We start from the raw sequence: 25,778 nt of genomic DNA on the forward strand, positions 1-25,778 counted from the left end.
TTTGGCTAAACCTGAACCCTTATGTTATTCGGAGCCAGCACATTTATCTGGGTATCCCCGTTTTCGACTGCCAATATCGACCTGCTCAGCAAGGTTAAAAACATGGGTTATGACATTGTAGAAATAGCCGTGGAAGATACCCGCATTATCGACTGGAAACTCATCAAGGACGCCGCCCGCGACCTCGACCTGAAAATCACCATCAGCGGTGCATTCGGGCCGGAACGGGACATTTCCAGTACCAATCCCGCATTCCGTGAGATCGGAAAGCAGTACATTATCGACTGCATCCGCATTGCTCAGCAAATGGACAGTCCCGTATTTGGCGGGCCGGTATATTCGGCCGTCGGCAAGACGCGCATTGTTTCGGAAGAACAGAAAAAACAGGAGCGGGCGTGGTGTGTGGATATTTTAAAAGAAGTAAGCCAAATCGCAGGCGATTGCGGGGTAACGCTGGGTTTGGAGCCTTTGAATCGCTTCGAAACCGACATGATCAACACCGTCGATCAGGCATTGTCCATTTTGGAAGAAGTAGGAAATCGAAACCTGAAAATCGTGCTGGATACTTTTCATTCGAATATTGAGGAAAAAGATATTCCGGCTTCGATCAGGAAAATCGGGAAAGATCTGCTTTGTCATGTACAAGGGAACGAAAGCGACCGCGGCACGCCAGGCACCGGCCATTTGGAGTGGCATGGCATTCAGGGAGCGCTTGCCGATATTGGCTACGACGGCGCGGTAGTGATCGAAACCTTCGGACAACCCTCCAAAGAACTCGCGCGTGCAGCCTGCATCTGGCGACCCTTGGCCAACAGCGCCGATGAGCTGGCCGAAGAAGGGCTCGCTTTTTACAAGAAACTTTTTGTTCCAACACATTCCATCGTCAATGCGTAAGATCCTGTTTTTTTTCTTGTCAATGGCTGCGGTAAACCTGCAAGCACAGGTTCTCGTAGATTTAAAAGGTTTTGACAAGAAAAGCGGCGTCCAGGCGACCGTCGGCGAAGCTATGCTGAGTATCGAATGGCCCGCTGGCAATGCGGAGACCGCAAAGGTTTCCATTGATTTGAACAAAACAAACCCGCTGATCGGCAGCTTGGGCGTTGGTACCAAAGAAAAACAATACACCATCGCCCGCAACCTCGATCCGGCCGTTATCCTCACCGTAGGCAAGCGCGACCTTGTTTCGCAAAATGGCTGGAATATTTTCTTCGATAAAACAGCTTACCAGAAATACCAGAGCTATGCCGTTAAGCTCGAAAAAACGGACGTAAAAGTGGTCAGTAGCGGCTCGCGGACCGAAATTACCGTCAACGGTGCCAAAGCCGGCCCGTTCTCCGGTTCCATTCAATTTACATTATACAATGGCAGCCCGTTGATGAATGTGGCCGCGGTAATGTCGACGAACGTCGATTCGCTGGCTGTGATTTACGATATCGGCCTAACATCCCGCGACACGCCCTGGAAGAAGCTTTTCTGGGCCGATACAGAGGATTACATGCGGAATGTGGCGGTTGCCAAAATGGACACCGTTGAAATGATGGCCGTGAAATACCGGACGATCATCGGGCAGGGTAAGGAAGGCAACCTGGCCGTTTTCCCGGCACCACACCAGTATTTTTATCCGCTGGATAATTGCTATAACCTTGAACACATCTGGTATGGCGAGAATTACCGCAATCTGCTTCCGGGTTTTGGGATCGGCATTCGTCATGATTTGCTCGGCGACCGTCGCTGGGTGCCGTGGTTCAACGCACCGCCGGGAACGCAGCAACGGTACAATTTCTTCTGCTTGCTAAGCCGGGAGAAGGATGGTAAAGTGCTGGAAAATGTGAAGGCATTTACGCATTCGGACAAATACGAGCCGCTTCCAGGCTACTACACGATGTCCAGCCATTTCCATCAGGAGCATGTGGACGATGTGCTCACGCGTAAGCCTTTGCCGGATATGCCTGGTTTTGTAAAAGCATTCAGGAATACGGGTGTAAACATTGTGCATTTGGCCGAGTTCCACGGGCCGGGTAGCCCACGCGGACCGGAGGCTAAGCGCTGGCCCGAGCTGAAAATGATGTTCGCGGAATGCGCACGACTTTCGGGAGGAAATTTCCTGTTACTGCCGGGCGAGGAGCCGAACAATTTTTTCGGAGGGCACTGGATGAATATCTTTCCAAAACCGGTGTACTGGCTCATGTCGAGAGAAAAGGATCAGCCTTTTGTGGAAGACCATCCGGAATATGGCAAAGTCTACCGCATCGGTAACAAAGACGAAATGCTGAAATTACTGGAAATGGAAAACGGCCTCGCGTGGACGGCACACGCGCGCACGAAAGGCTCCACCGGCTTCCCCGACAAGCATAAGGACGAGGCATTCTTCAAATCCGATCGTTTTCTCGGCGCGGCGTGGAAAGCAATGCCGGCCGATTTGTCGCAACCGAAATTGGGCAAACGCATGCTCGACCTGATGGACGATATGGCGAACTGGGGTTACAAAAAGAATGTGCTGGCCGAAGCGGATCTTTTCCGCATTGAGCCTAATTACGAATTGTATGGCCATTTAAATGTCAATTACCTCCAACTCGACCAGCTTCCGCGCTTCGAAGACGGCTGGCAGCCTGTACTCGACGCCATGCGGAAAGGGAAGTTTTTCGTGACGACGGGAGAGGTGCTGATTCCGGCATTTAGAGTAAACAATGCCGTGGTAGGCGAAACGGCTAAGCCGGACGCGAAAGGGAATGTAGAGATCAGCCTGGATGCCAAATGGACTTTCCCGCTTAACCGTGCCGAGGTGATTTCAGGCGATGGCAAAGAAGTTTTTCACGACATGATTAATTTGAACGACACACAGGCATTCGGTCAGAAGAGCTTTAAATTTACCCAAAACCTGAAAGGCCGGAAATGGCTAAGGGTAGAATTCTGGGATGTGGCGGCCAATGGCGCATTTACCCAGATTATCTGGCTGGAATAACGATATTAAACCAAATCTGAAATGATCAGACCACTCTTATCACTACTTATTTCCTTTTTGCTGACCGGCCCCGGGCCTGGCGATAAGGAGTACAAGAACCCGGTTTTTGAACCCATTCTGGCCGATCCGACGGTCGTGAAGGCGGACGACGGCTGGTTTTACGCCTATGGTACGCAGGACGATTGGGGCGATGGCAACGGTTCCCGTCTGATTCCGATTGTCCGGTCCAAAGACCTTGTGCATTGGGACTATGTCAAAGAAGCATTTGTTGCAAAGCCTGCCTGGAAGGAAAAAGGGGGTATCTGGGCACCGGATGTGGTAAAAGTGAATGGCAAGTACCTCATGTACTACGCCTATTCGACTTGGGGCGATGTCAATCCGGGTGTGGGACTCGCGATTGCAGATTCGCCAACAGGCCCGTTTATGGATCAGGGGAAACTGTTCAATAGTGCGGATGTAGAAGTTCCAAATTCGATTGACCCGTTTTATCTCGAAGCTGACGGTAAAAAGTATGTTTTCTGGGGCAGTTTTAGCGATAAGCCTACGCAGGGTACTTATGGGGTGGAATTGTCGGCCGACGGCAAATCGGTACCTGACCTTTCCAGGAAATTTAAAGTGGCGGCGGGTGATTTCGAGGCCGTAATGATCCAGAAAAAAGGCGAGTACTACTATTTTTTTGGTTCGAAGGAAAGCTGTTGTGAATTCGAGAATAGCAAATATCATATCCGGGTAGGGCGTTCCAAAAGTATTTTTGGCCCATTTCTGGACCAGGAAGGGAAAGACTTGAAGGAACGCGGTACGGGTACCATTCTGCTCCACGGCAACGATCAATATGCGGGTCCGGGGCACAATGCAAGATGGGTAACCGACGATGCCGGCAATGACTGGCTGCTTTATCATGCCATTAGTAAAGCTCAGCCAAGGGTATCCACTGGTGCCAATCGTAGGGTACTGATGCTGGACAAACTGACCTGGAAAAATGGCTGGCCTGAAATTTCCAATGCGGAGCCAAGCTTAGAAAATCGGCCTGCACCTCTTTTTAAATAACAAAACCAATTCTTATACCTGATGAAATTGTTAAAAACGACGATCTGGGCTTTTGCGGCCTGCCTCATGTTGCAGAACTGCGCCAAGAAAGCAGACGAGAAGAGAGAAGAAGCCCCAGCACAGGAGCAAACCGCCGCCGGTCGCCGGGACGCCGGCCGCGAAATATGGGCCAAAGAGCAAGCCAAGGAATGGTATGCCAAACAAGGCTGGCTTGTAGGCGCCGATTTCCTGCCTAGTACTGCCATCAACCAGCTCGAAATGTTCCAGGCGGAATCTTTCGACACTGCTACCATTGATAAGGAACTTGGCTGGGCACAGAACATTGGCATGAACACCATGCGTGTGTACCTGCACGACCTGCTCTATCAGCAGGATTCCGCAGGATTTATCAAACGGCTTGACACATTCCTGAACATTACCAAAAAACACAATATCAAACCTGTGCTGGTGCTGTTTGATTCTTGCTGGGACCCGTTCCCGAAACTGGGCAAGCAGCGCGATCCTAAACCAGGTGTTCACAACTCGGGCTGGGTACAAAACCCGGGTTTCGATGCATTGAAGGACAGCACGCAATACCCGCGTCTGGAAAGATATGTGAAAGGCACCGTTGCCGCATTCGCGAACGACGACCGGGTGTTGATGTGGGATATCTGGAACGAGCCTGATAACACCAACAACAGCTCGTATGGTAAAGTGGAACTGCCCAACAAAGTGGATTACGTGTTGCCGCTTATGGTAAAATCTTTCGAATGGGCACGTTCGGTGAACCCTTCGCAGCCGCTCTCATCGGGTGTATGGGCTGGCGACTGGTCGACTCCGCAGACTTTGAAACCGATCGAAAAAGCACAAATCGACCAATCGGACGTCATTACATTCCACAATTACGAAAACGCGCAGGAATTTGAGAAGCGCATCAAGTGGTTGCAGCAATACGACCGCCCGATGATCTGTACCGAGTACATGTCGCGCGGGAACGGCAGCTTTTTTGAAGGTTCGCTCCCGGTTGCCAAAAAATACAATGTAGGTGCCATTAACTGGGGCCTTGTGGACGGTAAATCACAAACCATTTACCCCTGGGACAGCTGGAAAAAGACCTATACCAAAGAGCCGGACTTGTGGTTCCACGATATTTTCAGAAAAGACGGAACGCCTTACAAGCAGGCTGAGGTTGATTTGATTAAGAAGTTGACTGCTGCAAAGTAAGATTCATGTCTGAACCGTAGCTAGAAACGCTCTGTTCGCTTGATTGCAGGCAGAGCGTTTTTCATTTGCCTATGCGCTGTAAGAGAACTGGAAGGTCGAGTTCTGGTATCACCTTTTTTAATTCCGCCTCCTTTGCTTTAACAAGCTCCTCGATAGTGGCATATTCACCAATCATTTCGGATTTTCCCCGGGTTACTCTGGCTTTCTTTTTTGCGATTTTGATATCACGGTTGCTCATGACGATAAAACTTTGTTGGTTATAAAAAATCCTTGGTAAGCCTGGTTCAATTGGAATGTCTCTCGTTGGTCGTTGTCACAACGAATTCCCCAAATCAGATATCTATCTAAAAAATGGTCCAGATATTTGGCAATTGCGATTTGATATAGTCTGGTTTTTGATGTTGTGTTACCACTAAAAATAATCAATGCTCTCGGATTGTTGATTAGGAATTGTTCTACTGTTCTATAAACGGTTGCCAGGTTCTTGGCCATGTCACCGTTATTGCTTCGACTTTCTGTTGATAGTTTGCCATCGGCATCAATATCTCCAAGCGTAAGCGAATACAAAAACGGAATTCTAGTTTCATGAAATACGATAGCTTTGCGAATGATTTTTTGCCCGGTACTGAGGTATTCAAATCGCAGACCTTCCATTAGTTCGTTGACGTTGTAATACAATTGATCCATAACATAGTGGTGTAATATCACAACATTACACTTTTCGCCAGGCCCTCTCCAAATCCGTTTATCAGGCGGTTACTTTATTTTCGAAAACGCCGGCAAGGGTAAACTTTCGCTTTTCAACCGGCGGAATCGTTCCGAATGAATATCTTCACGGCCTGAATTCTTAACCCCATCTTATGAAATTAACACATTCCCGGATGACGTCGTGGCTACTGGCGGCGGTCATGCTTTTGCCGCTTGCGGTAAACGCGCAGAAAAAGCAATCCAAACCCAATGTCATTTTTATCTACGCCGACGATGTCGGTTACGGCGACCTCAGTGCATATGGCGCTACCAAAATCAGTACGCCTAACCTTGACCGCATTGCGAAGGAAGGCATCCGCTTCACGAACGCGCATGCGAGCTCGGCCACGTGTACGCCCTCGCGCTTCGCGCTCATGACGGGCAAATATCCCTGGCGGCAAAAGGGTACGGGCGTGCTTCCCGGCGATGCTTCGCTGATCATCCCGACCAACCAGCTGACATTACCGACGATCTTTCAGAATGCAGGCTATAAAACCGCCTCGGTCGGCAAGTGGCATCTTGGCCTGGGCGAAACCAACAGACAAATCAATTGGAATAAGCCCATTACCAAAGGCCCGAATGAAGTGGGCTTTGATTATGCGTTCTTCTTTCCCGCAACCTCGGACCGCGTTCCGACGGTTTTTGTTGAAAACCACGACGTGCAGGACCTCGATCCGACCGACCCTATTGAGGTTGATTATTCCAAAAAGATCGGCAGTGAGCCGACAGGTCTCGAAAATCCTGAATTGTTGAAATTGCCCGCTTCGCCAAATCATGGACATAATAATACTATTGTGAACGGTATCGGTCGGATCGGCTGGATGACGGGCGGTAAGCAGGCCCGCTGGACCGACGAAGAAGTCGCACACGTATTCCTAAGCAAGGCCGAACAATTCATTGAAGACAACCGCAAAAGCCCGTTTTTTCTCTATTTTTCGCTCAACGACATTCACGTTCCACGAATGCCGAGCACGCAATTTAAAGGCAAAAGCAAAATGGGACTGCGAGGTGATGTGATCCTGCAAATGGACTGGACTGTAGGCGAGATTTTGAAGAAACTCGACGAACTTAAAATCGCAGATAACACGCTGATCATCTTTTCAAGCGACAATGGTCCGGTACTGGACGATGGCTATGCCGACCGTGCCGTAGAACTGGCGAAAGGCCACAGCGCGGCTGGCCCGCTGCGTGGAGGCAAGTACAGCGCATTCGAGGGTGGTACCCGCGTGCCCTGGCTCGCGCGCTGGCCACAGGCGATCAAGCCGGGTACGGTTTCGGATGCGTTGATCTGCCAGATCGATATGATGGCTTCGTTCGCGCATTTTTTTCAGCAGAAAACGGAAAGCGAGGAGGCTGTCGATAGCTTTAACGTAATGGATGCCATGTTGGGCAAAAGCCAGACGGGACGTAGCTGGTTGATCAAGCAGGGTGGGGCACTTTCTATTACCCAGGGAAATTGGAAGTACATCGAGCCGCGTGAAGGTAAGGCGGTTGCCGAGCTTACGAATATCGAGACGGGGGCTAATCCGAAACCTCAGTTGTATGATTTGAGTAAGGATATTGGGGAGAAAAACAATGTGGCCGACAAGTATCCCGCGAAAGTGAAGGCTATGGCCGCGGAGCTTGAAAAAGTTCGGGAGGCTGGAAGGAGCCATTGAAAAATTTACTTCTACAACCTGTTACCATTTCAAACCTTCAACGTCTAAATGCATAAACTCCTAACCGGTTTATGCTAAAAAAATACTTTACCTCCGTATTCGCGCTGCTGGCATCAATAGCCGGCAGCGCCCAAACCATCTACTTCCATCAGGATTTCAACCAAACTACGGGCCTGATCAACCCACAGCCTGATACCGGTCAGTTCAGCCACGTCATTCTTACCGCTCCGGCGCTGTCCTACCACAAATTCCACAAAGGCTACATGGAGCTCACCCGCAGCCGGCTGGATTCGGCAACGGGGGGGATTATACGTGCTATGCGAGCCACGCCATTCAGTCCCAACCCCGAAACGCTGATCGTTCGGATCACATTCAGTGTAGAGGGCATTCAGGCTCCGGCATTGAATGCGTTGTATTTTTACGTCGGCGAAGATTTCAATCCTGTCAACAATTCATTTCCCGGCAATGGGCTGATGTTTGCCAAATGCTCGGTGAACTTTCTGGAAGATGGCTTCAATATCAAGGATCTGGAAACGCGGCAGGTTAGCAAAACTTATCCCGAGAAAAAGCAGGTTACACTCACCTGGGCCCTGAATAACTCGGGGAAACCTTTCGTATATCATGTCAATGCCGCTTCCGCCGAAGAAACCGCGCGGCCTGGCACCTACGATCTTTGGGTAAACGACGAACCCATCTCGCGAAACACGAAAGCCTATCCCGGCACATCGCCCTATTCCGAAACCAAACTTTCGAATTTCGAAATACGCTTCCGAAATGGCGTGGGCAAGGTTCGTATCGATGGAATATCGATTGATAACGGGAAACCGGGACCGATTGCGCATCATACATTCATCGCTCCCAATCCGGCCAGGAGAGATCATATCACACTTTCGGCCAAAGGGGTAAATGCGGCCTCAATTCGTCTGATTGGCATAAATGGGAAGGTGCTGCCTTTAAAAACGGTAACCGAAGGCCCGGATAAATTAAGCCTGAAACCGCTGAGCCCACCCGCCTCCGGTATTTACATTTTGCAATTTCAAAGTCAGAATGGTAAAAACCAGGCACTTAAAGTGATGATCGAGTAATAGTTGCGATAGGACGATAACCTGATTCAATTAAACTAATCTTGTAAAATAAATTGAGTTTGCGGTTAAGTTTGACTTATTTAGTCGTCCCTTTCAACAAGTTATGAATTCAAAGTCCTCTTTTCCGGAAGATCGCGTGCTCTGGCAGGATTTCCTGGCGGGGGAGGTGCGCGCGTTCGAAAAGCTGATGTCCGATAATTTTCGCCTGCTTTTCCGCTACGGAAGCAAGTTTTCCAAAGACCGCGAACTCGTAAAGGACAGTATTCAGGACCTCTTTATGATATTGTGGGAAAAGAGAGATAACCTTAGTCCCGACGCGGCTGTGAAGCCCTATCTGATGGCGTCGCTCCGGCGGCTGATGCACCGCCAGGTATCCTCGCGTACATGGGTAGGCGGGGAGGCATTGCAGGACGAGGACGATTATTTCGAGATCGAATTTTCAGTGGAAGACGACTACATCCGCAACGAAGCGACTAACACCCGAACGCTCCAATTGCAGAAATTGCTGAACGCATTGCCCCGGCGGCAAAAGGAAGTGGTATATCTCAAATTTTTCCAGGAGCTCAGCCGGGACCAGATCGCCGAGGTGATGGCCGTGTCGCCGCAGACGGTTTCTAACCTGCTCCAAATTGCAATCCGGCATCTGAAAGCACATTGGAAAGCGGAATTTCTTATATTTTTTCTACTGCATTTTCTATTCTAATCCGCGGATCAACAGCTGCCTTATCTGTTTTTATTCTTTTTTGAAGAAATAATTTAAAAATTGTTGGTATCTGGCGCCCGACCTTGTCTATACACATTTAGACACAATGAACTGGTATGGACCGCTACAACGATTTTTCTGTTGAAGACTTTGTCTGGGACGATTTCTTTCGCCAATGGACATTGTCGCCCACCCCTGAAACCGATGCGCTTTGGGACGACTGGATTGATGCCAATCCCGAAATGCTCGAAAAAGTGGAGCAAGCCAAGGCCATTGTGCTTTCCCTGCGTCTGCACGAGCCTGAGATCGGCGATGCGGAAATTAATCAGGTCGTGAAACAGACGCTTGGCCGCATTACCGAAGCCGGTGACGAGTCCGCCCGGACTTCGCGTCGGTTGATACCGGCATTTTCCATTCCCTGGATGCAGTTTGCGGCTTCTGTGGCATTGATCGTGTTGTTGGGCTGGGCGGTGTATTCTGTGACGATCAGGCCGGATGAAAAACCGCAGCTCGGGCAGCAGAACGGCATGATCGAGCATAGCGACGCATTAACGGAAAAAATCAATTCGAGTTCCCAAACTATTGAGATTGCATTAGCGGACGGCAGTAAGATCAGCCTCGCGCCGAAAGGCCGCATTCGCTACCCCGAACGGTTCGACGGAGAGCGGCGGGAAGTTTTTTTGGAAGGAGAAGCGTTTTTCGACATCGCCAAAGATACTGACCACCCGTTTCTCGTGTACGCCAATGGATTGGTTACGAAAGTTTTGGGTACCAGTTTTCGCATTAAAGCTTATGGCGATTCCCGGGAAGTGACCGTAGAGGTGAAAACCGGAAAAGTGGCCGTATTTGCTCAGTCGGACCCGCATTTGAAAGAGAAAGTGGCCGACAAGCAGTTGCAGGGAGTAGTGCTTACCCCGAACCAGAAGATCATCTACGCCCGCAACGAGGTCAAAATGGTGAAAACGTTGGTCGAAAAACCTGAAATGGTAGTTTCCAAAGCCGAAATACCCCAGTTCGAATTTGAAGATACACCTGCCAGCGACGTTTTCAATACCATCGCCAGGGCCTATGGGATCGATATTATTTATGACGAGGCATTATTGAAAGATTGCCCGCTCACGGCACACCTCGACAACCAGACACTGCACGACAAGCTCAACATTATTTGCAAGGCCGTAGAATCCAGTTACGAGATCGTCGACGGCCAGGTGATCATCCACAGCAAAGGATGCCGGAATTAACAAGAACAATCACGTAACCCTTTAAAACAGAACAGAAGAAACAGAAAGTTTACCCCAAAAGAAGAGCCGGCAATGTTCCCGCATCACCGGCTCCGAAAATTCCCTGACAGGTTGGTCGCCATTTTCCTCCCGAAGGAGGCAGGGAGCGTTTTGCCAAATTTCTCATTCTACAAAACAATCAAATCTATGAAAAAACCTTTAAAGTACCGTAGGGTATTACTGTGGACCATGCGAATGACAGCTACTCAACTCATGCTTGCCTTGGTGTTTATCGTCGCGGGTTATGCACGTGAAGGTAGTGCGCAATCCCTTCTAAGCCAGAAAGTGTCGGTGACAGCGAACGGCAGTGAAGTGAAGAAGGTACTCAGCCAGGTGGAAAAGCAGGTGGACGTACGGTTTGTTTTCAGTTCCAAACTGATCAAATCGGCCCGGAAAGTGACTGTTTCCCTCAAAGACAAACCCCTTTACGAGGCGCTCGACCATATTCTGACGCCGCTAGGGCTCGATTACGAAGTATCGGGCAAGATCATCATCCTCAGAAGAATAGAAACTACCTCGCCCGATGCGCCGGCCGCGCAGCCATTACCGGCTAATGCACCTAAACGGGCGGTTTCAGGCAAAGTGCTCGATGGCGATTCGAATACGGGGCTACCCGGGGTGAGTATTGTCCTGAAAGGAACACAAACTGGAACGACCACCAACCCCGAGGGGAATTTTCAGCTCGAACTTCCCGAAACGAGCGCGCCTAATTCGGTACTGGTTTTCAGTTTTGTAGGTTATAAATCGCAGGAAATAGTACTCGGAAGCCAGACGGAACTGACGGTCAGCATGGTTCTGGAAGACAAATCATTGCAGGAAATTGTCGTGATCGGTTATGGCCAGATCAAGAAAACCGACCTTACCGGCTCGGTTGCTTCCATCAAATCATCGGAACTAAATGCCTACCCGGCTACCAACCTCGTGCAATCGCTCGCGGGGCGCGCGGCGGGTGTGTATGTGTCGCAGAATACGGGTGCTCCGGGCAGCTCTATCAGCGTGCGTGTGCGGGGCACGAACTCCATCCAGGGTAGCAACGAGCCTTTGTATGTAGTGGACGGTTTTCCCTATTCAGGTAATCCGACATTGCTGAATAATGCTGATATTGAATCGATTGAAGTTTTAAAAGATGCTTCGGCAACTGCTATTTACGGTTCGCGCGGGGCTAATGGCGTGGTGCTCATTTCTACTAAAAAAGGCAAGGCTGGTCGCGTGAGCGTAGACTATGACGGTTATTACGGCGTGCAAACCATCCGTAAAAAGCTGGATTTGATGAATGCCACCGAATATGCCAACTTTTACAATGAGCAGGCGGCCAACGACGGACTGGCACCGCATTTCACGCCCGACCAGATCGCAGGATTCGGGAAAGGTACGGATTGGCAGGATTTGGTGTTCCAAAAAGCACCCGTTCAAAACCATGCGCTGACGGTGAGCGGCGGTAACGAAAAGACCCGTTTCTCGGTAGCAGCCAGTAATTTCAGCCAGGACGGGATCGTAATCGGCAGTGACTATGTGCGCAATGCATTGCGCATAAACCTCAGCTCGGACATCGGCAAGAAATTCAAATTCGACCTCAGCTCCCTGCTAAGCCGCATCGATTCCGACCGTAAGAATTCCGAAAGAGGAAACCGCGGCGGAACGCTCATGTCGGCTATGCTCTCCGGCTACCCTACCATCCCTTCCACGCTTCCCGATGGTAGCTATTCGAAACTGGCAGAGGCTTATGCCTGGGGCTCCAATGTGATTACCAACCCGTTGAATTATCTCTATCAGTATTCGGACGTAATCCGGTCCAACAAAGTGCTGACCAACGGCGCCATTACATTTGAGCCGGTTAAAGGTCTGGTGATCAAAACAATGGCCGGTATCGAAAGCACCGATGACCGTACCGATACTTACACGACCACCAAGTTTGTAAACTCGAAAGGCACCGCAGCGGTGGGTACGCAACGCGTGACAAGTCTTTTGAGTGAAAATACCGTGAGCTATCTCAAAGGCTTTGGCAAGCACAGCGTTTCGGCCGTGGCAGGTTTCACTTACCAGGATTATACTTCCAATTCGCTGAATGCCTCCGGCAGCGGTTTTATAAGCGATAATCAGGAAACTTACGATATCGGTGCGGCTGCCACGCAAACAGTACCAAGCACTTCCTACTTGAAATGGTCATTGCTTTCCTACTTGGCGCGTGTTAACTACACTTTTAACAGCAAAATATTGGCAACGGCCAGCTTTCGTGCGGACGGGTCGTCGCGGTACAGCGCCGGGCAGAAATGGGGCTTTTTTCCGTCGGGAGCGCTTGCATGGCGTATGTCTGAGGAAGAATTTATCAAAAACATTCCTTTTATCTCTGATTTGAAACTCCGGGTTGGATATGGAGAAACGGGTAACACGTCCATTCAGCCCTACTTTACATTGAACCAGCTTGCTTCGGGGCAGGTCGTGTTTGGCGATGCATTCATGACTTCCTATGCGCCCGGAACCCGGCTCGCGGGATCTTTGAAATGGGAGACCACAGCCCAGACTGACTTCGGTATCGACCTCGGGCTTTGGAATAACCGCGTCAATGTCACGGCCGATTATTATATCAAAAACACCCGCGACTTGTTGAATAACGTGGCGCTGCCGTCATCGCTCGGATACACATTTACCATTCAGAATATCGGAAAAATTCAAAACAAGGGCTTCGAATTCGGTGTGAATGCGACTGTGCTGGAAGGCGCATTTAAGTGGAATGTGTCGACCAATTTGTCCATTAACAGAAACAAAGTTATGAAGCTCTATGGCGGAAATGACATCCTGGGGCAGACAATCGGTGCGGCTGTGAACGATAATGTAAATATCCTTCGTGAAGGTTACCCGCTCGGGTCGTTCTATGGTTATGTGGAAAAAGGGTATGACGAAAAGGGTTTCATCGCCTACGAAGATTACAATAACAGCGGCAGCCGCGACGCCGGAGACAAGCGGATCATCGGTAACCCGAACCCCAAGTTTACCTACGGTTTCAACTCGAATATGTCATTCAAAAACTTTGAACTGACATTCTTCGTCCAGGGATCGCAGGGGAACGACATCTTTAACCTCAGTGCACAGGGACAAGGTTACGACTACGGGCAGGCGCTCAATATGCCACGCGAAGTGTACCTCAACCACTGGACGCCGCAGAACACCAACGCCAAATACCCGATCATCAAAACCTCCTCACAGGCGCAAATGTCGAACCGTTTTGTGGAGGATGGCTCGTATCTCCGCTTCAAAAACATTCAGCTGAGCTACAATCTGCCGGTAGCCAAGCTGCATATCAAATGGATGAAATACGGGCAACTGTATGTGAGCGGTCAGAACCTGATCACATTGACCAAATACTCGTGGTACGATCCGGAGGTCAACTCTTACGGAGGCGGCAATTCGATTGTGCAGGGCGTAGACCACTACGTTTACCCTGTTGCCAAAACCACCACGGTAGGGCTCAGAATTGGGTTTTAAGGGTCAGTTTAATCACCGGTTAAAGAAATCATCATTATGAAAAAGATATTCACCAGTTTGTTTTTGGCGGCGGTTTGCATGGCTTGCTCGGATATTCTCGAAGAAAAACCAAAGTCGCTTGCCTCCGAGAATTTTTATAATACCGCCGCGGAAGCCAAGGCTGCGGTTAACGCCATCTACGGCCCGATGCGAACGGACCCTGCATTGTCGACCAACTATCCTGCCCAGCTGGAAGGGTTGGCCGATTATGGTAATTCGAGAGGTACCCAGACGCCTGTGAGCTTGTATCAGGGGCTGGATAATACGAACATCAACCGCGTCGCGACGATCTGGGACAACTTCTACCAGTCGATCCGGAATGCGAATCTGGTCATCGCCAATGTGCCGAAAGGAACGGGCATGACGGATGCGGAAAAGGCTTCATTTGTGGCGGAAGCCAAATATATGCGTGCGCTCATTTACTTCGCGCTCGTGCGCAACTGGGCGGGCGTGCCGTTGCGCACGGAAGAGAATATGACCGAGCCCGACATTCCAAGGTCGAGCGTCGATGATGTGTACAAACTGATCGTTGCGGATGCATTGGTGGCTGAAAGCGGGCTGCCGGATAACCCGTCGGAAATAGGCCGCCCTACCAAATGGGCTGCTAAAACGCTGCTTTCGGAAGTTTATATGTACCTCGCACAATGGCAGCCATCGAGCGCGAAGGCGAAGGAAGTGATTGATTCCAAAAAGTATTCGCTGGTGGCGGTATCCACTTCCGAGGATTTTCAGAAGATCTATGGTCCGGAGGTTGTGAATACGAGCGAGGAGATTTTCTATTTCAAATACTCGCGTCAGCAGGGTTTCGGGCTGGTGAGTTATGCCCACCGCAAAATCGGTCAGTACAATTACTACGGCCCGGGCGGTGTGTACGCCCAGTATACCGATTCGGTTTCCAATTCTGTGATCAAAAACTGGGATTTCAAGGATTTGCGTAAAAACCATATCCTTTATAATGTGGATATTGGCCTTGGTACTACTTCTATGTTGTTCCGCAAATACCGCGATCCGTTGGCAACCGGCGGCGCAGGTAACGACTACCCGTGGTACCGCTATGCCGACTTGCTCCTTTTCCACGCCGAAGCCGACGCCCGCGCGAACGGGAAACCCACGGCGGAAGCCCTTGAAAGCTTGAACAAAGTACACCGCCGCGCCTACGGCAAGCCAGCGGATGCTGTATCAACGGTCGATTTCAAACTCGCTGATTTCACATTGCAAACCTTTATCGACAAGGTGGTGCAGGAGCGGGGCTATGAAACCATGTACGAAGGCAAGCGTTGGAACGACCTGAAACGCCTTGGGATAGCCAAACAGCGCATTCTGGAAGTAAAGAATATCGTGGTAGCCGAAAAGCACATGCTATGGCCGATCCCGAATTCCGAGATTTTGTATAACAAGGCAATTACTGCCAAAGACCAGAATCCAGGTTACTAAGCATTTCATAATCATTTAAAAACAATGAGAAAAAGGATAGCAATAACGCATTTGGCCTGTTTCGCTGCATTCCTATTTTCTGGGTTCCGCTTCCAAAGCGGTTCCCCGAGAACAGAAGCGGCGGCCGCGCAGGTGGATATATGCATTTATGGCGCCACCTCTGCCGGCGTAATCGCGGCATATACGGCGAAGAAAATGGGTAAAACAGTGATGCTCATCGAGCCGGGCGGGCATTTGGGCGGCATGACCTCCGGCGGCCTCGGCTACACGGATATTGGTAACAAATATGCCATTACCGGCCTTTCCCGTGACTTCTACCGTCGCATTGGCAAGCATTATGGCAAATTCGAGCAATGGACATTCGAGCCGCGTGTGGCGAAGCAGTATTTGCAGCAATACCTGGATGAAGCGGGTATCAAAGTGGTTTACCAAAGCAGGGTGATCAGTGCCAGTAAATCGGGAGCGGAGATCAAATCCATCGTTTTGGAAAACAGTATTAAACCTGATACTAAAACCAATCAGACCGTTTCAGCGAAGGTTTTCCTCGACTGCACCTACGAAGGTGACCTGATGGCGAAAGCGGGCGTTTCCTATATGGTGGGCCGTGAAGCGAATAGCGCGTACAACGAGACGATCAATGGCGTGCAGCTAATGCACGGCCACCAGCTTCCCGATGGTATCGATCCCTACAAAACTGAGGGAAAACCAGAAAGCGGCCTGTTGTGGGGTGTTTCACCGTCCAAACTGGAACCGAACGGCACGGGCGACAAGAAGGTGCAGGCCTATAACTATCGCATTTGCCTCACGTCGGACCCGGCCAATATGGTGCCTATTACCCAGCCGGCGGACTATGATCCCGTTCGCTATGAACTGCTTGCCCGGCTTATTGCCAAACAGCCACAACGCAAAACGCTGAACGACTACTTTATATGGAGTAAGATGCCGAACAGCAAAACGGATATCAACAACCGCAACGGCTTCTCTACGGACATGATCGGCATGAACCATGATTACCCCGATGCCGATTACAAAAAGCGCGGGGAGATCGTCAAAGCGCATGAAGCGTACACCAAAGGGTTGCTTTATTTCTTCGGGCACGACGCGCGCGTACCTGCGGAGCTTCGAGAGGCAATGCTGAAATGGGGGTATCCCAAAGATGAGTACGTGGAAACCGGCAACTGGTCGCCACAACTTTATATACGCGAGGCCAGGAGAATGGTCGGAAGCTACGTGATGACCCAGGCCCACTGCGACTTGAAGGAAGTGGTAACGGATGGTGTGGGTATGGCGGCTTACCAAATGGATTCGCACAATATTCAGCGCATTGTTGTGAATGGAATGGCCAAAAATGAGGGGAATGTGGAGGTAAGCGCCTCCGGACCTTACCCGATCGCGTACCGTTCGCTGGTGCCTAAGGAGAAGGAATGTACCAACCTGCTGGTACCCGTTTGCCTTTCTGCCACGCACATCGCCTATGGCTCAATCCGCATGGAGCCAGTGTTCATGGTGCTCGCCCAGTCGTCGGCGATTGCGGCCGTGATGGCGATCGATTCGAAGAAGAGCGTGCAGCAGATCGACGTTGCCAAATTGCAGGCGAAACTGAAAACCGATCCGCTCGTGAACGGCAGAACGCCTGAAATTCTCGTAGATAATGAAGATAGCAAGCACGTTTCCGTCAAAGGAAGCTGGGAGCCGGTCAAAAAAGGAGGTTATGGCCCATCGTTTCTGGCTACTTCTGAAAGCGATAAGAAAGGCGGCTCGGTGACATTTACACCTGAAATAGCTGCTGCGGGGAATTATCAGATATACGCTTACTTCCCGAAAGTAGCCAAACCAGCTTCGGAAATTAAGCTCTCTGTGAAAGCCGGAAGCGAAGTCAAAGCGATTTCAGTGCTTGAAAAAGACATTGTGGTAGAAGGCCAAACTTCCGGCGAATGGTACCATGTAGGCAAGTTCAACTTGCCCAAAGGCAATACATCTTCCGTGAATATCTCATCGGAAGGAGCCTCGGGAGCCGTTGCCGCCGACGCCGTACTATTTGTGCCAGAATCAAAATAATTCGGTAGTCGGGCGGCCATGGTCAGCCGTCAACCCATTTCAAATTCCAAATCAGACATTTAATGAAAAAATTACTCTTACTGATTGCATTCCTCATTTCACAGGTCACGACGCGGGCTGCATTAGCGCAGTCGTACGAAGCGGACGTGATTGTATACGGCGGCACTTGTGCGGCGGTCACGGCCGCGGTGCAGGTCGTTAAATCCGGCAAAACAGTGCTCGTTGTCTCACCCGACAAGCATTTGGGAGGGCTTTCCTCCGGTGGGCTGGGCTTTACCGATACCGGCAACAAATCGGTGATCGGTGGCCTTGCGCGCGAGTTTTACCACCGCGTTTACCTGCATTACGATAAACCCGAAGGCTGGCATTGGCAGAAAAAAGAAGAATACGGTAACAAAGGTCAGGGCACCGTGGCTATGGACGGCGCCGAGCGCACGATGTGGATCTTCGAGCCGCACGTGGCCGAGCAGGTTTTTGAGGATTTTGTGAAAGAAAACAATATCAAAATCTACCGCGGCGAATGGCTCGACCGCGGCAAAAGCGGTGTGCAGAAGAGCAACGGCCTCATTACCTCTTTTAAAACTTTAAGCGGCAAGACTTTCAAAGGCAAAATGTTCATCGACGCCACTTACGAAGGCGATTTGATGGCCGCTGCCGGCGTGAAGTACCACGTAGGCCGCGAAGCCAATAGTGTTTATAATGAAGAATGGAACGGCATTCAGGCGGGTGTATTCCAGCACAGACATTATTTCGCGAAGAACATCAGTCCTTATAAAGTGGAAGGCGATCCCAAAAGCGGCTTGCTGCCTTATGTGACAGCGGAGAAAATCGGCAAAAATGGGGAGGGAGATCACAAAATCCAGGCCTATTGCTTCCGTATGTGCCTGTCGTCGCACCCCGACAACCGCATTCCTTTCGCGAAACCGGCTGGTTACGACCCGGGTAAATACGCGCTGCTCGCACGCGTGTACAAGGCTGGCTGGACCGAAACGTTCGACAAATACGACCCCATTCCCAACCGTAAAACCGACACCAACAACCATGGTCCGTTCAGCACCGACTTCATCGGCCAGAACTACGACTATCCCGATGCTACTTATGAGCGCCGTAAGCAGATCATTAAGGAACACGAGTTGTACCAAAAAGGGCTGATGTATTTCCTTGCTAACGACGCCGCAGTACCTGCTGACGTCCGCGCCAAGGTAGGGGAATGGGGTTTGCCCAAAGACGAATTCAAAGATAATGGCGGTTGGCCGCATCAAATATACGTCCGGGAAGCCCGCCGTATGCTGGGCAAGAGCGTGATGACCGAAAATGAAACATTAGGCAAAAAAGCTGTTGAACAATCGGTTGGAATGGGTTCCTACTCGCTCGACGCGCACAATGCGCAGCGCTACGTGAAGGAAGACGGTTTCGTGCAGAATGAGGGAGACATTGGCGTGCATCCAAAAACACCTTATGGTATTTCATATGGCTCTATTATCCCCAAAAAGGCCGAATGTGAAAACTTGCTGGTGCCCGTGTGCGTTTCGGCGTCGCATATTGCCTATGGTTCTATCCGGATGGAGCCGGTGTTCATGATCCTCGGGCAGAGCGCGGCAACCGCTGCGGTACAGGCGATCGACGGCAAGGTGGCGGTGCAGGATGTGGATTATGGTAAACTGAAAGAGCAGTTGCTGAAAGACAAGCAAAAGCTGGAACTCTGAGACGGGGCAACCGGTCACTCAGTCGACCTACCGGTCACTCGGTAATATGCCCGGCTGGAAAAATGGCAGTTTAATTTCGTGCTTATTAATCAAAAAAATAGGCAACCATGAAAACTCCATCCATGAAAAATCTGGCAAATTACCTGATGCTATTTGTGTTCGCGGCAGCGATGCTGGCGTGTAGCAAAGATTCCGACGACCCGACTCCCGAAACGCCCTCCGGCAATGCCGTGGAAGGCACCTGGAAAATTAAGGCGATGAACGTCGATCCGGCACAAAACGGCATTACCGACGTGCTTGCATACTTCGAGGCGCTTACCGGGAAGAAATGTTTGTCGGAAACCGAGCTTACTTTCAAAAGCAACGGCACAGTGGGCGCCAAAGTGCCCATCGGCTGCGACGACATTCTGGACCAGGCCGATGTTGTCGACGACGCATCGAAATGGGCAGTTAAAGACAAGAAAATAGTGCTCACCGAAGGCTCTGATGTTACTGAGTTCGACCTTGAAACCGGCGCGAACGAAATGAAATGGTCGAGCACGGAGGAAGAGGACGGCGTCAAATACAAAATTACCATCGTATTCAAGAAGAGTTAGACAATGGAAGCAAGAGAAAGTCAGTATGATTCAAACAAAACTTTCTCTTTAAATTTTATTAATTTACCAACGAATAGCCGGGCTTATGTCCGGCTATTTGCATAATATTGCAAGTTATTCCGATGAAACCCATACAAAAACAAATGTCAACCGTCACAGCAACGCGCTCAGACGCTTCCTACCTTTTCAGTGCTCCCGTAATTGTCGCTGCCCTTGGTTACTTTGTAGATATTTATGATTTGCTCCTTTTCGGGATCGTCCGCCTGCCGAGTCTGGCAGCATTGGGCCTTTCCGAGGCAGATATTTCCGTTACCGGCGCCAGCATTCTGAACTGGCAAATGACCGGGCTGCTCATCGGCGGGATACTCTGGGGTGTGCTGGGGGACAAAAAGGGGCGTCTTTCCGTACTTTTTGGCTCTATTATCACGTATTCGCTTGCCAATATCGCCTGCGGTTTTGTGCAGGACGTTACGGTTTATAAACTGCTTCGCTTCGTTGCGGGTATCGGTCTGGCCGGTGAGCTGGGCGCGGGTATTACGCTGGTGTCGGAGATACTTCCCAAACATCTGCGCGCCATTGGTACTTCGCTGGTCGCGGGTATTGGTTTACTGGGTGCTGTTGTGGCCTATTTTACGGTAGAGTTTTTCGATTGGCGCTATGCCTATTTCATCGGCGGCGGGCTGGGGATTTCGTTGCTTTTGCTTCGGATCGGTGTTTTTGAGTCGGGTATTTTCAAGGATATCAAAGACCAAAAGCATGTCGAGAAAGGCAACTTTTTTGCGTTGTTCAATAACAAAGACAGGCTTAGCAGGTATCTCAAATGCATTGGTATCGGGCTCCCGACGTGGTTTGTGATCGGTATTCTCGCCACATTCAGCAATGAATTCGGAAAAGCATTGGGAATCGACGAGCCCATCAAACCAGGGCTTTCCATTATGTGGTGCTACGTTGGCCTTTCGGTAGGCGACCTTTGCAGCGGTTTCATCAGTCACTGGCTCGAATCGCGCAAGAAGGCGGTCTTCTACCTCATGCTATTTACATTGATATGCAGCCTGGTATACCTCTTTGCGGGCATCAAATCGGTCTCGCTTTTCTACACCGTTGCCACGTTGCTGGGCTTCGGGATCGGTTACTGGGCCATGTTCGTGACCATCGGCGCGGAACAATTCGGTACCAACCTGCGCGCCACGGCTGCCACCACCGTTCCCAACATGGTAAGGGGAACGGTAGTGGGAATGACTACATTATTTGCTATTTTTAAAGGTTCTTTCACCGTTATTCAGGCTGGTGCACTGGTAGGGGTGATCTGTTTTGCGATCGGTATTTTCTGCATCCTGACGATCCCCGAAACGCACGGCCGCGATCTCGACTTTCTGGAAGAGTGACGGGTTGGTCAAGAATAGTCAGAGAGAGGAGAACTTTCTCATAAATTTCAATAAATGACAATCCTTGACAAAATTACAGTAACAACGTTTTAAACATAAATGAAGATGGAGAGACGCGTAGCGCTAAAAAGCATGGCCGTAGCCATGGGCGCCATGGCGGGTTTGCCTTCCTGGGCATCCGGTTGGAACAAGAGTGCAGTGGCGAAAGGAAGGTTGCTCTCGGCGGACCAATCCAAAAATCTTACGATGATCGTCGAAACCATTATCCCCAAAACCGACACTCCGGGCGCGGGGGAATTGGGGGTAGGTGATTTTGTTCAGAAAATGGTGAAGGATTGCTACGACGCCAAAGCGCAGGCAAGCCTCGCAAGCGGCGTTTCAAATATCGACGAGCAGAGCATTCAGCGTTTCGGCAAGTCGTTTACGGATGCGAGCAAGGAGCAGCGTCTGCAAATCCTGTCGGAAATCGAGAAAGGCAGCGACGCGGTACATAAGGGCTTTTTCAGCATGGTCAAAAACCTTACAATCCAGGGCTACATGACGTCCGAATACGTGATGACCAACATTACCCACTACGAAATGATCCCCGCCCGTTACCATGGGTGTGTACCTGTTAAAAAAGGTTAGATGGAGGAAGGAAGAAAGGGAGGAGAGGGAAGTTTTCCCCCTTTCTTCCCCTTCCTCCGTTTCCTCCCTTTCCTCCCACAAAATAGACTATGGCAAATTTTAATATTGATAGTAAAAAAGCCCGTACCTACGATGCCATTGTGATCGGCTCGGGGATTAGCGGCGGCTGGTCGGCGAAGGAGCTGACCGAAAAAGGCCTGAAAACCCTCGTGCTGGAACGCGGGCGCGATGTACAGCATATCAAGGACTACCCTACGACGAACATGATGCCGTGGGAGTTTGAGCACCGTGAGCGGCTTACCAAGGAAATCGCCGACGCTAATCCTATTGCGGCACGTTGCTACAACTTCAAGGAATCGTCGATGCACTTTTTTGCGAAGGATAACGAGCATCCCTACATTCAGGAGAAGCCTTTCGACTGGCTGAGAGGTTACCAGGTGGGCGGAAAGTCGCTGCTATGGGCGCGGCAGACGCAGCGTTGGAGCAAATACGATTTTGAAGGCCCGGCACGTGATCAATTCGCCGTGGAATGGCCGATCGGGTACGACGACCTGGCGCCCTGGTATAGTCACGTGGAGAAGTTTGCGGGTATCACTGGCAACAAGGACGGTATCGACGCATTGCCCGATGGTGAGTTCCTGCCCCCGCACGATTTGAACTGTGTGGAGAAGTATTTCAAAGAGCAGGTTTCGAAACAATATAAAGACCGCCACATTATCATCGGTCGCGCAGCCCATATTACCGAGCCGCAGCAGATCCACCTCGATCAGGGCCGTGCCAAATGCCAGCACCGTGTGATGTGCGAGCGCGGGTGTCCGTTCGGAGGGTATTTCAGCAGCAATGCATCCACCATTCCCTGGGCGATGAAAACAGGCAATATGACGCTCCGTCCGCATTCGGTAGTGCATTCGATCATCTACGACGACAAGAAGCAAAAAGCCTCTGGCGTGCGCGTGATCGACGCGAATACGAAGCAGATGATCGAATTTTACGCCGACATTATCTTCCTGAATGCAGCTGCACTGAACTCGAACCTGGTATTGCTGAACTCGGTATCCAGCCGCTTCCCGAACGGATTGGGCAATGATAGCGGCCTGCTGGGCAAGTACGTGGCATTCCACAACTACCGCGCAACGGTTTCGGGCGAATACGAGGGCTTCCTCGATTCGACGACCGATGGAAAACGTCCCAATAGCGGTTACATTCCTCGTTTCCGCAATGTGTACAAGCAGGAAACCGACTTTTTGCGTGGTTATGCTGCCGGTTTCGGTGCGAACCGCAATACTTACAATGACCGCAACGGCCTCGGCGAATCGCTCAAAGCCGGTTTGCACGAAACCAAATACGGTAATTGGAGCGTAGGTTCGCACATGATGGGCGAGACGATCCCGAAAGAAAGCAATTACGTGGCGCTCGATAAAACCGAAAAGGATCCGTTTGGAATGCCTAAAATGAGAATCTCCGTCGATTACGACGATAACGACGAGAAGATGATCAAGGATTATATGGAGCAGGTGAGCGAGATGTTTACCAAAGCGGGCTTTGCCAATGTGAGAACGCACGATAACCACCGCAATCCGGGCAATGACATCCACGAAATGGGCGGTGCGCGCATGGGCAAGGACCCTAAGACGTCGCTGCTCAACAAATGGAACCAGTTGCACCATTGCAAGAACGTATTCGTGACCGACGGCGCCTGTATGACCTCGACGTCTACCCAGAATCCGTCGCTTACCTACATGGCCCTTTCTGCCCGTGCGGTGGATTACGCTGTGAAGCAAAGCAAAGCGAAGAATTTGTAACCATTTATTGCCTTTTTGAAGCTAATGGCCGCTATCCCACGGGGTAGCGGCTTTTTTTCGTCCCTGGATATTTGGTTTAGGATATAATTAAAAAAAGTTTTAGTTTTTTTAAATCAAGGGTAAGGGATTTTAAATACAAAAAAGTCTTTTAATTATTACATACGAACAGATACTCAATGCACGATCCTTTGCTTAACCCGGAAACGAAGCGCCCTGGGCCGTTTGTGTCCCCTGCACACGAAGGCAAGGCCCCCGTGAGTGAAATAGATTCTGCAACATTCCTCAAATCGGCTTTCGAGCAGAATCCGGGGAAGGGACTGGAACTGCTGTTCAAGCGGTATTATAACCCGCTTTGCAGCCACGCAGTGCGTTTTGTCTATTCCAAACAGATCGCCGAAGACCTGGTGAGCGAAGTGTTCTTCCAATTTTACCGCACGAAAGCTTACGAGAACATCACGACATCCTACACGAGTTATCTATTCCGCTCAGTGCGAAACGAATGCTATACGTATATGCGCAGAGAGTTCGGTAAGATGGACAGTCTTGAAATGAACGAGGAGCATTCGATTTCTACATACCATCAGCAGCCTGACGCGGAAATTCATTACAATAACCTTTTCCTGAAAGTAAACGAGGTGATCGCGCGGCTCCCTATGCAGTGCCAGAAGGTGTTTCTACTAAGCCGTTTCGAGAACAAAAAATACCATGAAATAGCCGACGAGCTTCATATATCGCCCAAAACCGTTGAAGTACATATCTCCAAGGCCTTGAAGCATCTCCGTTCCGCTTTGCATGGCGAATGGATGATCTCGCTCTGCCTTGCCATTTTGAATATCCTCTAATACCCCGTCTGGGAAGCCCGGCCTGGAAAGCCTGGCCTGAAAACCCCGCCGGAAGACCCGCTGCAACGGGTGTTGTCAACGTGTAAACCGAACGAAAATGGAAAAAACTATATCGAAATATACGCTTTTCGAGTACCTGAGCGGGCGCTCGAATCCGCTCGAAAGGCAGCTGGTGGAGGAATGGATCGTGCAGAAGGAGAATGCCGAAACGTTCCATCGGTGGCTGCTGGAATATGAAACCAAATCACCTCAATTTATTCCCGATCAGGACGCTGCGCTTGAAAATCTGCTTCTCCGGCTGAACTCGGCGATGGAATATGAGGGAGATTGGAGGAAGGAGGAAGGGGAGGAAGAGCGTGCTCCTTCCTGGCTTTGGCAACGGAGCAACCGGTTTTGGATGGTGGCAGCATCGGTAACATTGCTGGTGAGCTGCGGATGGTGGTTTCGTGAGCCGATACAATACAAGTCGTACCAGACAGCCTACGGCCAAACTACTGACGTGTACCTCGAAGACGGAAGCCGCGTAGCATTGAATTCCAATTCCAAGCTGAAAGTACCCAGGCTCGGTTTCTGGGGCGATGTGCGCGAAGTGGCACTGGAAGGTGAGGCGGAGTTTTCGGTAAGCCATACCATTGATCACAAACGATTTGTGGTCAAAACATCGAAAAAATTCCAGGTGGAAGTGCTGGGTACTACATTCTCCGTCTTTGCGCGGCCGAGGGGCACCAAAGTAGCACTGAAATCCGGCAGCGTGCGGATCGATTATTCGCAGAACAACCAGCGTCGCGAGGTCATGATGGAGCCGGGCGACCTTGCCTTTCTCGATCACGAGGGCGCGGTACAGCTGGAAAGAAAGCAGGATATCAAAACTTTCGCTCCATGGACTGAGCAACGTTATGTGTTCAACGCGACACCTGTCAAAGAAATAATCGCGATGATCGAGGAGAATTTCGGCCAGAAGGTAAACCTCTCTGATTCCAGTATCGCCCAGCGATCAATTACGGGCAATTTTAAGACCAAAAACGCGGAAGAACTTTTGAAGACGATTTCGGAAGTGCTTGACCTCAGGGTCGAGCAAAACGGCGCTAGCATCCTTTTAACGAACAATTAATTATTCCAAA

The 25,778-nt window shown here is 50.4% G+C and carries 20 protein-coding genes; 18 read left to right on the forward strand and 2 right to left on the reverse strand.

Annotated elements, in window-relative coordinates; all coding sequences use genetic code 11:
• Positions 1 to 21: 21 nt before the first annotated feature.
• Genes ACTJJJ_RS13685 through ACTJJJ_RS13700 form a run of 4 tightly spaced genes read left to right on the forward strand, consistent with a single transcriptional unit; the run spans position 22 to position 5,212 of the window.
• Positions 22 to 894, forward strand: a complete 873-nt coding sequence (locus ACTJJJ_RS13685) for a sugar phosphate isomerase/epimerase family protein (protein WP_440702083.1) — start codon at positions 22 to 24, stop codon at positions 892 to 894.
• A complete protein-coding gene (locus tag ACTJJJ_RS13690; protein WP_440702084.1) occupies positions 887 to 2,962 on the forward strand; it encodes a hypothetical protein in 2,076 nt (691 codons plus the stop codon). Before ACTJJJ_RS13685 ends, ACTJJJ_RS13690 begins: the two co-directional genes overlap by 8 nt.
• A 21-nt stretch (positions 2,963 to 2,983) precedes the next feature.
• Positions 2,984 to 4,009, forward strand: coding sequence for a family 43 glycosylhydrolase (locus ACTJJJ_RS13695; protein WP_426292992.1), 1,026 nt, complete (start codon positions 2,984 to 2,986; stop codon positions 4,007 to 4,009).
• A gap of 21 nt (positions 4,010 to 4,030) precedes the next feature.
• On the forward strand, positions 4,031 to 5,212 hold the full coding sequence (locus ACTJJJ_RS13700; RefSeq protein WP_440702085.1) for a cellulase family glycosylhydrolase: 1,182 nt from the start codon (positions 4,031 to 4,033) through the stop codon (positions 5,210 to 5,212).
• Positions 5,213 to 5,273: 61 nt separating this feature from the next.
• On the opposite strand, the gene ACTJJJ_RS13705 is transcribed toward ACTJJJ_RS13700, so the two are convergent.
• A complete protein-coding gene (locus ACTJJJ_RS13705) occupies positions 5,274 to 5,450 on the reverse strand; it encodes a hypothetical protein (protein ID WP_440702086.1) in 177 nt (58 codons plus the stop codon).
• Positions 5,447 to 5,899: a DUF6934 family protein gene (locus ACTJJJ_RS13710; protein ID WP_440702087.1), complete on the reverse strand. Its 453-nt coding sequence runs from the start codon at positions 5,897 to 5,899 to the stop codon at positions 5,447 to 5,449. Before ACTJJJ_RS13710 ends, ACTJJJ_RS13705 begins: the two co-directional genes overlap by 4 nt.
• Positions 5,900 to 6,072: 173 nt before the next feature.
• Here ACTJJJ_RS13710 and ACTJJJ_RS13715 point away from each other — a divergent pair, with 173 nt between their 5' ends.
• From ACTJJJ_RS13715 to ACTJJJ_RS13780, 14 genes are all read left to right on the forward strand, one after another.
• Positions 6,073 to 7,617: a sulfatase family protein gene (locus ACTJJJ_RS13715; protein ID WP_440702088.1), complete on the forward strand. Its 1,545-nt coding sequence runs from the start codon at positions 6,073 to 6,075 to the stop codon at positions 7,615 to 7,617.
• Between the two features lie 71 nt (positions 7,618 to 7,688).
• Positions 7,689 to 8,702, forward strand: a complete 1,014-nt coding sequence (locus tag ACTJJJ_RS13720) for a T9SS type A sorting domain-containing protein (protein ID WP_440702089.1) — start codon at positions 7,689 to 7,691, stop codon at positions 8,700 to 8,702.
• Positions 8,703 to 8,805: 103 nt separating this feature from the next.
• Entirely contained in the window at positions 8,806 to 9,405 is a 600-nt protein-coding gene (locus tag ACTJJJ_RS13725) for an RNA polymerase sigma factor (RefSeq protein WP_188934282.1), read from the forward strand.
• 116 nt (positions 9,406 to 9,521) lie between these two features.
• On the forward strand, positions 9,522 to 10,646 hold the full coding sequence (locus ACTJJJ_RS13730) for a FecR family protein (RefSeq protein ID WP_440702090.1): 1,125 nt from the start codon (positions 9,522 to 9,524) through the stop codon (positions 10,644 to 10,646).
• A gap of 186 nt (positions 10,647 to 10,832) precedes the next feature.
• Positions 10,833 to 14,168, forward strand: a complete 3,336-nt coding sequence (locus ACTJJJ_RS13735) for a TonB-dependent receptor (protein WP_440702091.1) — start codon at positions 10,833 to 10,835, stop codon at positions 14,166 to 14,168.
• A 36-nt stretch (positions 14,169 to 14,204) separates the two neighbouring features.
• On the forward strand, positions 14,205 to 15,641 hold the full coding sequence (locus ACTJJJ_RS13740) for a RagB/SusD family nutrient uptake outer membrane protein (protein WP_440702092.1): 1,437 nt from the start codon (positions 14,205 to 14,207) through the stop codon (positions 15,639 to 15,641).
• Between the two features lie 24 nt (positions 15,642 to 15,665).
• Positions 15,666 to 17,699, forward strand: coding sequence for an FAD-dependent oxidoreductase (locus tag ACTJJJ_RS13745; protein ID WP_440702093.1), 2,034 nt, complete (start codon positions 15,666 to 15,668; stop codon positions 17,697 to 17,699).
• A gap of 62 nt (positions 17,700 to 17,761) precedes the next feature.
• Positions 17,762 to 19,405, forward strand: a complete 1,644-nt coding sequence (locus ACTJJJ_RS13750) for an FAD-dependent oxidoreductase (RefSeq protein WP_440702094.1) — start codon at positions 17,762 to 17,764, stop codon at positions 19,403 to 19,405.
• Positions 19,406 to 19,527: 122 nt separating this feature from the next.
• Positions 19,528 to 20,001: a lipocalin family protein gene (locus ACTJJJ_RS13755; protein WP_188934273.1), complete on the forward strand. Its 474-nt coding sequence runs from the start codon at positions 19,528 to 19,530 to the stop codon at positions 19,999 to 20,001.
• 143 nt (positions 20,002 to 20,144) lie between these two features.
• Positions 20,145 to 21,386: an MFS transporter gene (locus ACTJJJ_RS13760; RefSeq protein WP_426293001.1), complete on the forward strand. Its 1,242-nt coding sequence runs from the start codon at positions 20,145 to 20,147 to the stop codon at positions 21,384 to 21,386.
• 105 nt (positions 21,387 to 21,491) lie between these two features.
• Complete coding sequence (locus ACTJJJ_RS13765) at positions 21,492 to 22,013, forward strand: gluconate 2-dehydrogenase subunit 3 family protein (RefSeq protein ID WP_440702095.1); 522 nt, start codon at positions 21,492 to 21,494, stop codon at positions 22,011 to 22,013.
• Between the two features lie 89 nt (positions 22,014 to 22,102).
• Positions 22,103 to 23,815, forward strand: coding sequence for a GMC oxidoreductase (locus ACTJJJ_RS13770; protein WP_188934269.1), 1,713 nt, complete (start codon positions 22,103 to 22,105; stop codon positions 23,813 to 23,815).
• Positions 23,816 to 23,991: 176 nt separating this feature from the next.
• Positions 23,992 to 24,657, forward strand: coding sequence for an RNA polymerase sigma-70 factor (locus ACTJJJ_RS13775; RefSeq protein WP_188934267.1), 666 nt, complete (start codon positions 23,992 to 23,994; stop codon positions 24,655 to 24,657).
• A 97-nt stretch (positions 24,658 to 24,754) separates the two neighbouring features.
• Positions 24,755 to 25,768: a FecR family protein gene (locus tag ACTJJJ_RS13780; RefSeq protein ID WP_188934265.1), complete on the forward strand. Its 1,014-nt coding sequence runs from the start codon at positions 24,755 to 24,757 to the stop codon at positions 25,766 to 25,768.
• Positions 25,769 to 25,778 lie beyond the last annotated feature (10 nt).

The sequence above is a fragment of the Dyadobacter sp. 22481 genome (genome assembly GCF_052044875.1).
Classification (GTDB): Bacteria; Bacteroidota; Bacteroidia; order Cytophagales; family Spirosomataceae; genus Dyadobacter; species Dyadobacter endophyticus.

Excerpts from the sequence above, each read along its gene's own strand:
- ACTJJJ_RS13705 (WP_440702086.1), bottom strand. The coding sequence starts at position 5,450 with ATGAGCAACCGTGATATCAAAATCGCAAAAAAGAAAGCCAGAGTAACC.
- ACTJJJ_RS13740 (WP_440702092.1), top strand. The coding sequence starts at position 14,205 with ATGAAAAAGATATTCACCAGTTTGTTTTTGGCGGCGGTTTGCATGGCT.
- ACTJJJ_RS13770 (WP_188934269.1), top strand. The coding sequence starts at position 22,103 with ATGGCAAATTTTAATATTGATAGTAAAAAAGCCCGTACCTACGATGCC.
- ACTJJJ_RS13685 (WP_440702083.1), top strand. The coding sequence starts at position 22 with ATGTTATTCGGAGCCAGCACATTTATCTGGGTATCCCCGTTTTCGACT.
- ACTJJJ_RS13765 (WP_440702095.1), top strand. The coding sequence starts at position 21,492 with ATGGAGAGACGCGTAGCGCTAAAAAGCATGGCCGTAGCCATGGGCGCC.
- ACTJJJ_RS13715 (WP_440702088.1), top strand. The coding sequence starts at position 6,073 with ATGAAATTAACACATTCCCGGATGACGTCGTGGCTACTGGCGGCGGTC.
- ACTJJJ_RS13755 (WP_188934273.1), top strand. The coding sequence starts at position 19,528 with ATGAAAAATCTGGCAAATTACCTGATGCTATTTGTGTTCGCGGCAGCG.
- ACTJJJ_RS13750 (WP_440702094.1), top strand. The coding sequence starts at position 17,762 with ATGAAAAAATTACTCTTACTGATTGCATTCCTCATTTCACAGGTCACG.
- ACTJJJ_RS13760 (WP_426293001.1), top strand. The coding sequence starts at position 20,145 with ATGTCAACCGTCACAGCAACGCGCTCAGACGCTTCCTACCTTTTCAGT.
- ACTJJJ_RS13730 (WP_440702090.1), top strand. The coding sequence starts at position 9,522 with ATGGACCGCTACAACGATTTTTCTGTTGAAGACTTTGTCTGGGACGAT.
- ACTJJJ_RS13735 (WP_440702091.1), top strand. The coding sequence starts at position 10,833 with ATGAAAAAACCTTTAAAGTACCGTAGGGTATTACTGTGGACCATGCGA.
- ACTJJJ_RS13725 (WP_188934282.1), top strand. The coding sequence starts at position 8,806 with ATGAATTCAAAGTCCTCTTTTCCGGAAGATCGCGTGCTCTGGCAGGAT.
- ACTJJJ_RS13720 (WP_440702089.1), top strand. The coding sequence starts at position 7,689 with ATGCTAAAAAAATACTTTACCTCCGTATTCGCGCTGCTGGCATCAATA.
- ACTJJJ_RS13700 (WP_440702085.1), top strand. The coding sequence starts at position 4,031 with ATGAAATTGTTAAAAACGACGATCTGGGCTTTTGCGGCCTGCCTCATG.
- ACTJJJ_RS13690 (WP_440702084.1), top strand. The coding sequence starts at position 887 with ATGCGTAAGATCCTGTTTTTTTTCTTGTCAATGGCTGCGGTAAACCTG.
- ACTJJJ_RS13710 (WP_440702087.1), bottom strand. The coding sequence starts at position 5,899 with ATGGATCAATTGTATTACAACGTCAACGAACTAATGGAAGGTCTGCGA.
- ACTJJJ_RS13780 (WP_188934265.1), top strand. The coding sequence starts at position 24,755 with ATGGAAAAAACTATATCGAAATATACGCTTTTCGAGTACCTGAGCGGG.
- ACTJJJ_RS13695 (WP_426292992.1), top strand. The coding sequence starts at position 2,984 with ATGATCAGACCACTCTTATCACTACTTATTTCCTTTTTGCTGACCGGC.
- ACTJJJ_RS13775 (WP_188934267.1), top strand. The coding sequence starts at position 23,992 with ATGCACGATCCTTTGCTTAACCCGGAAACGAAGCGCCCTGGGCCGTTT.
- ACTJJJ_RS13745 (WP_440702093.1), top strand. The coding sequence starts at position 15,666 with ATGAGAAAAAGGATAGCAATAACGCATTTGGCCTGTTTCGCTGCATTC.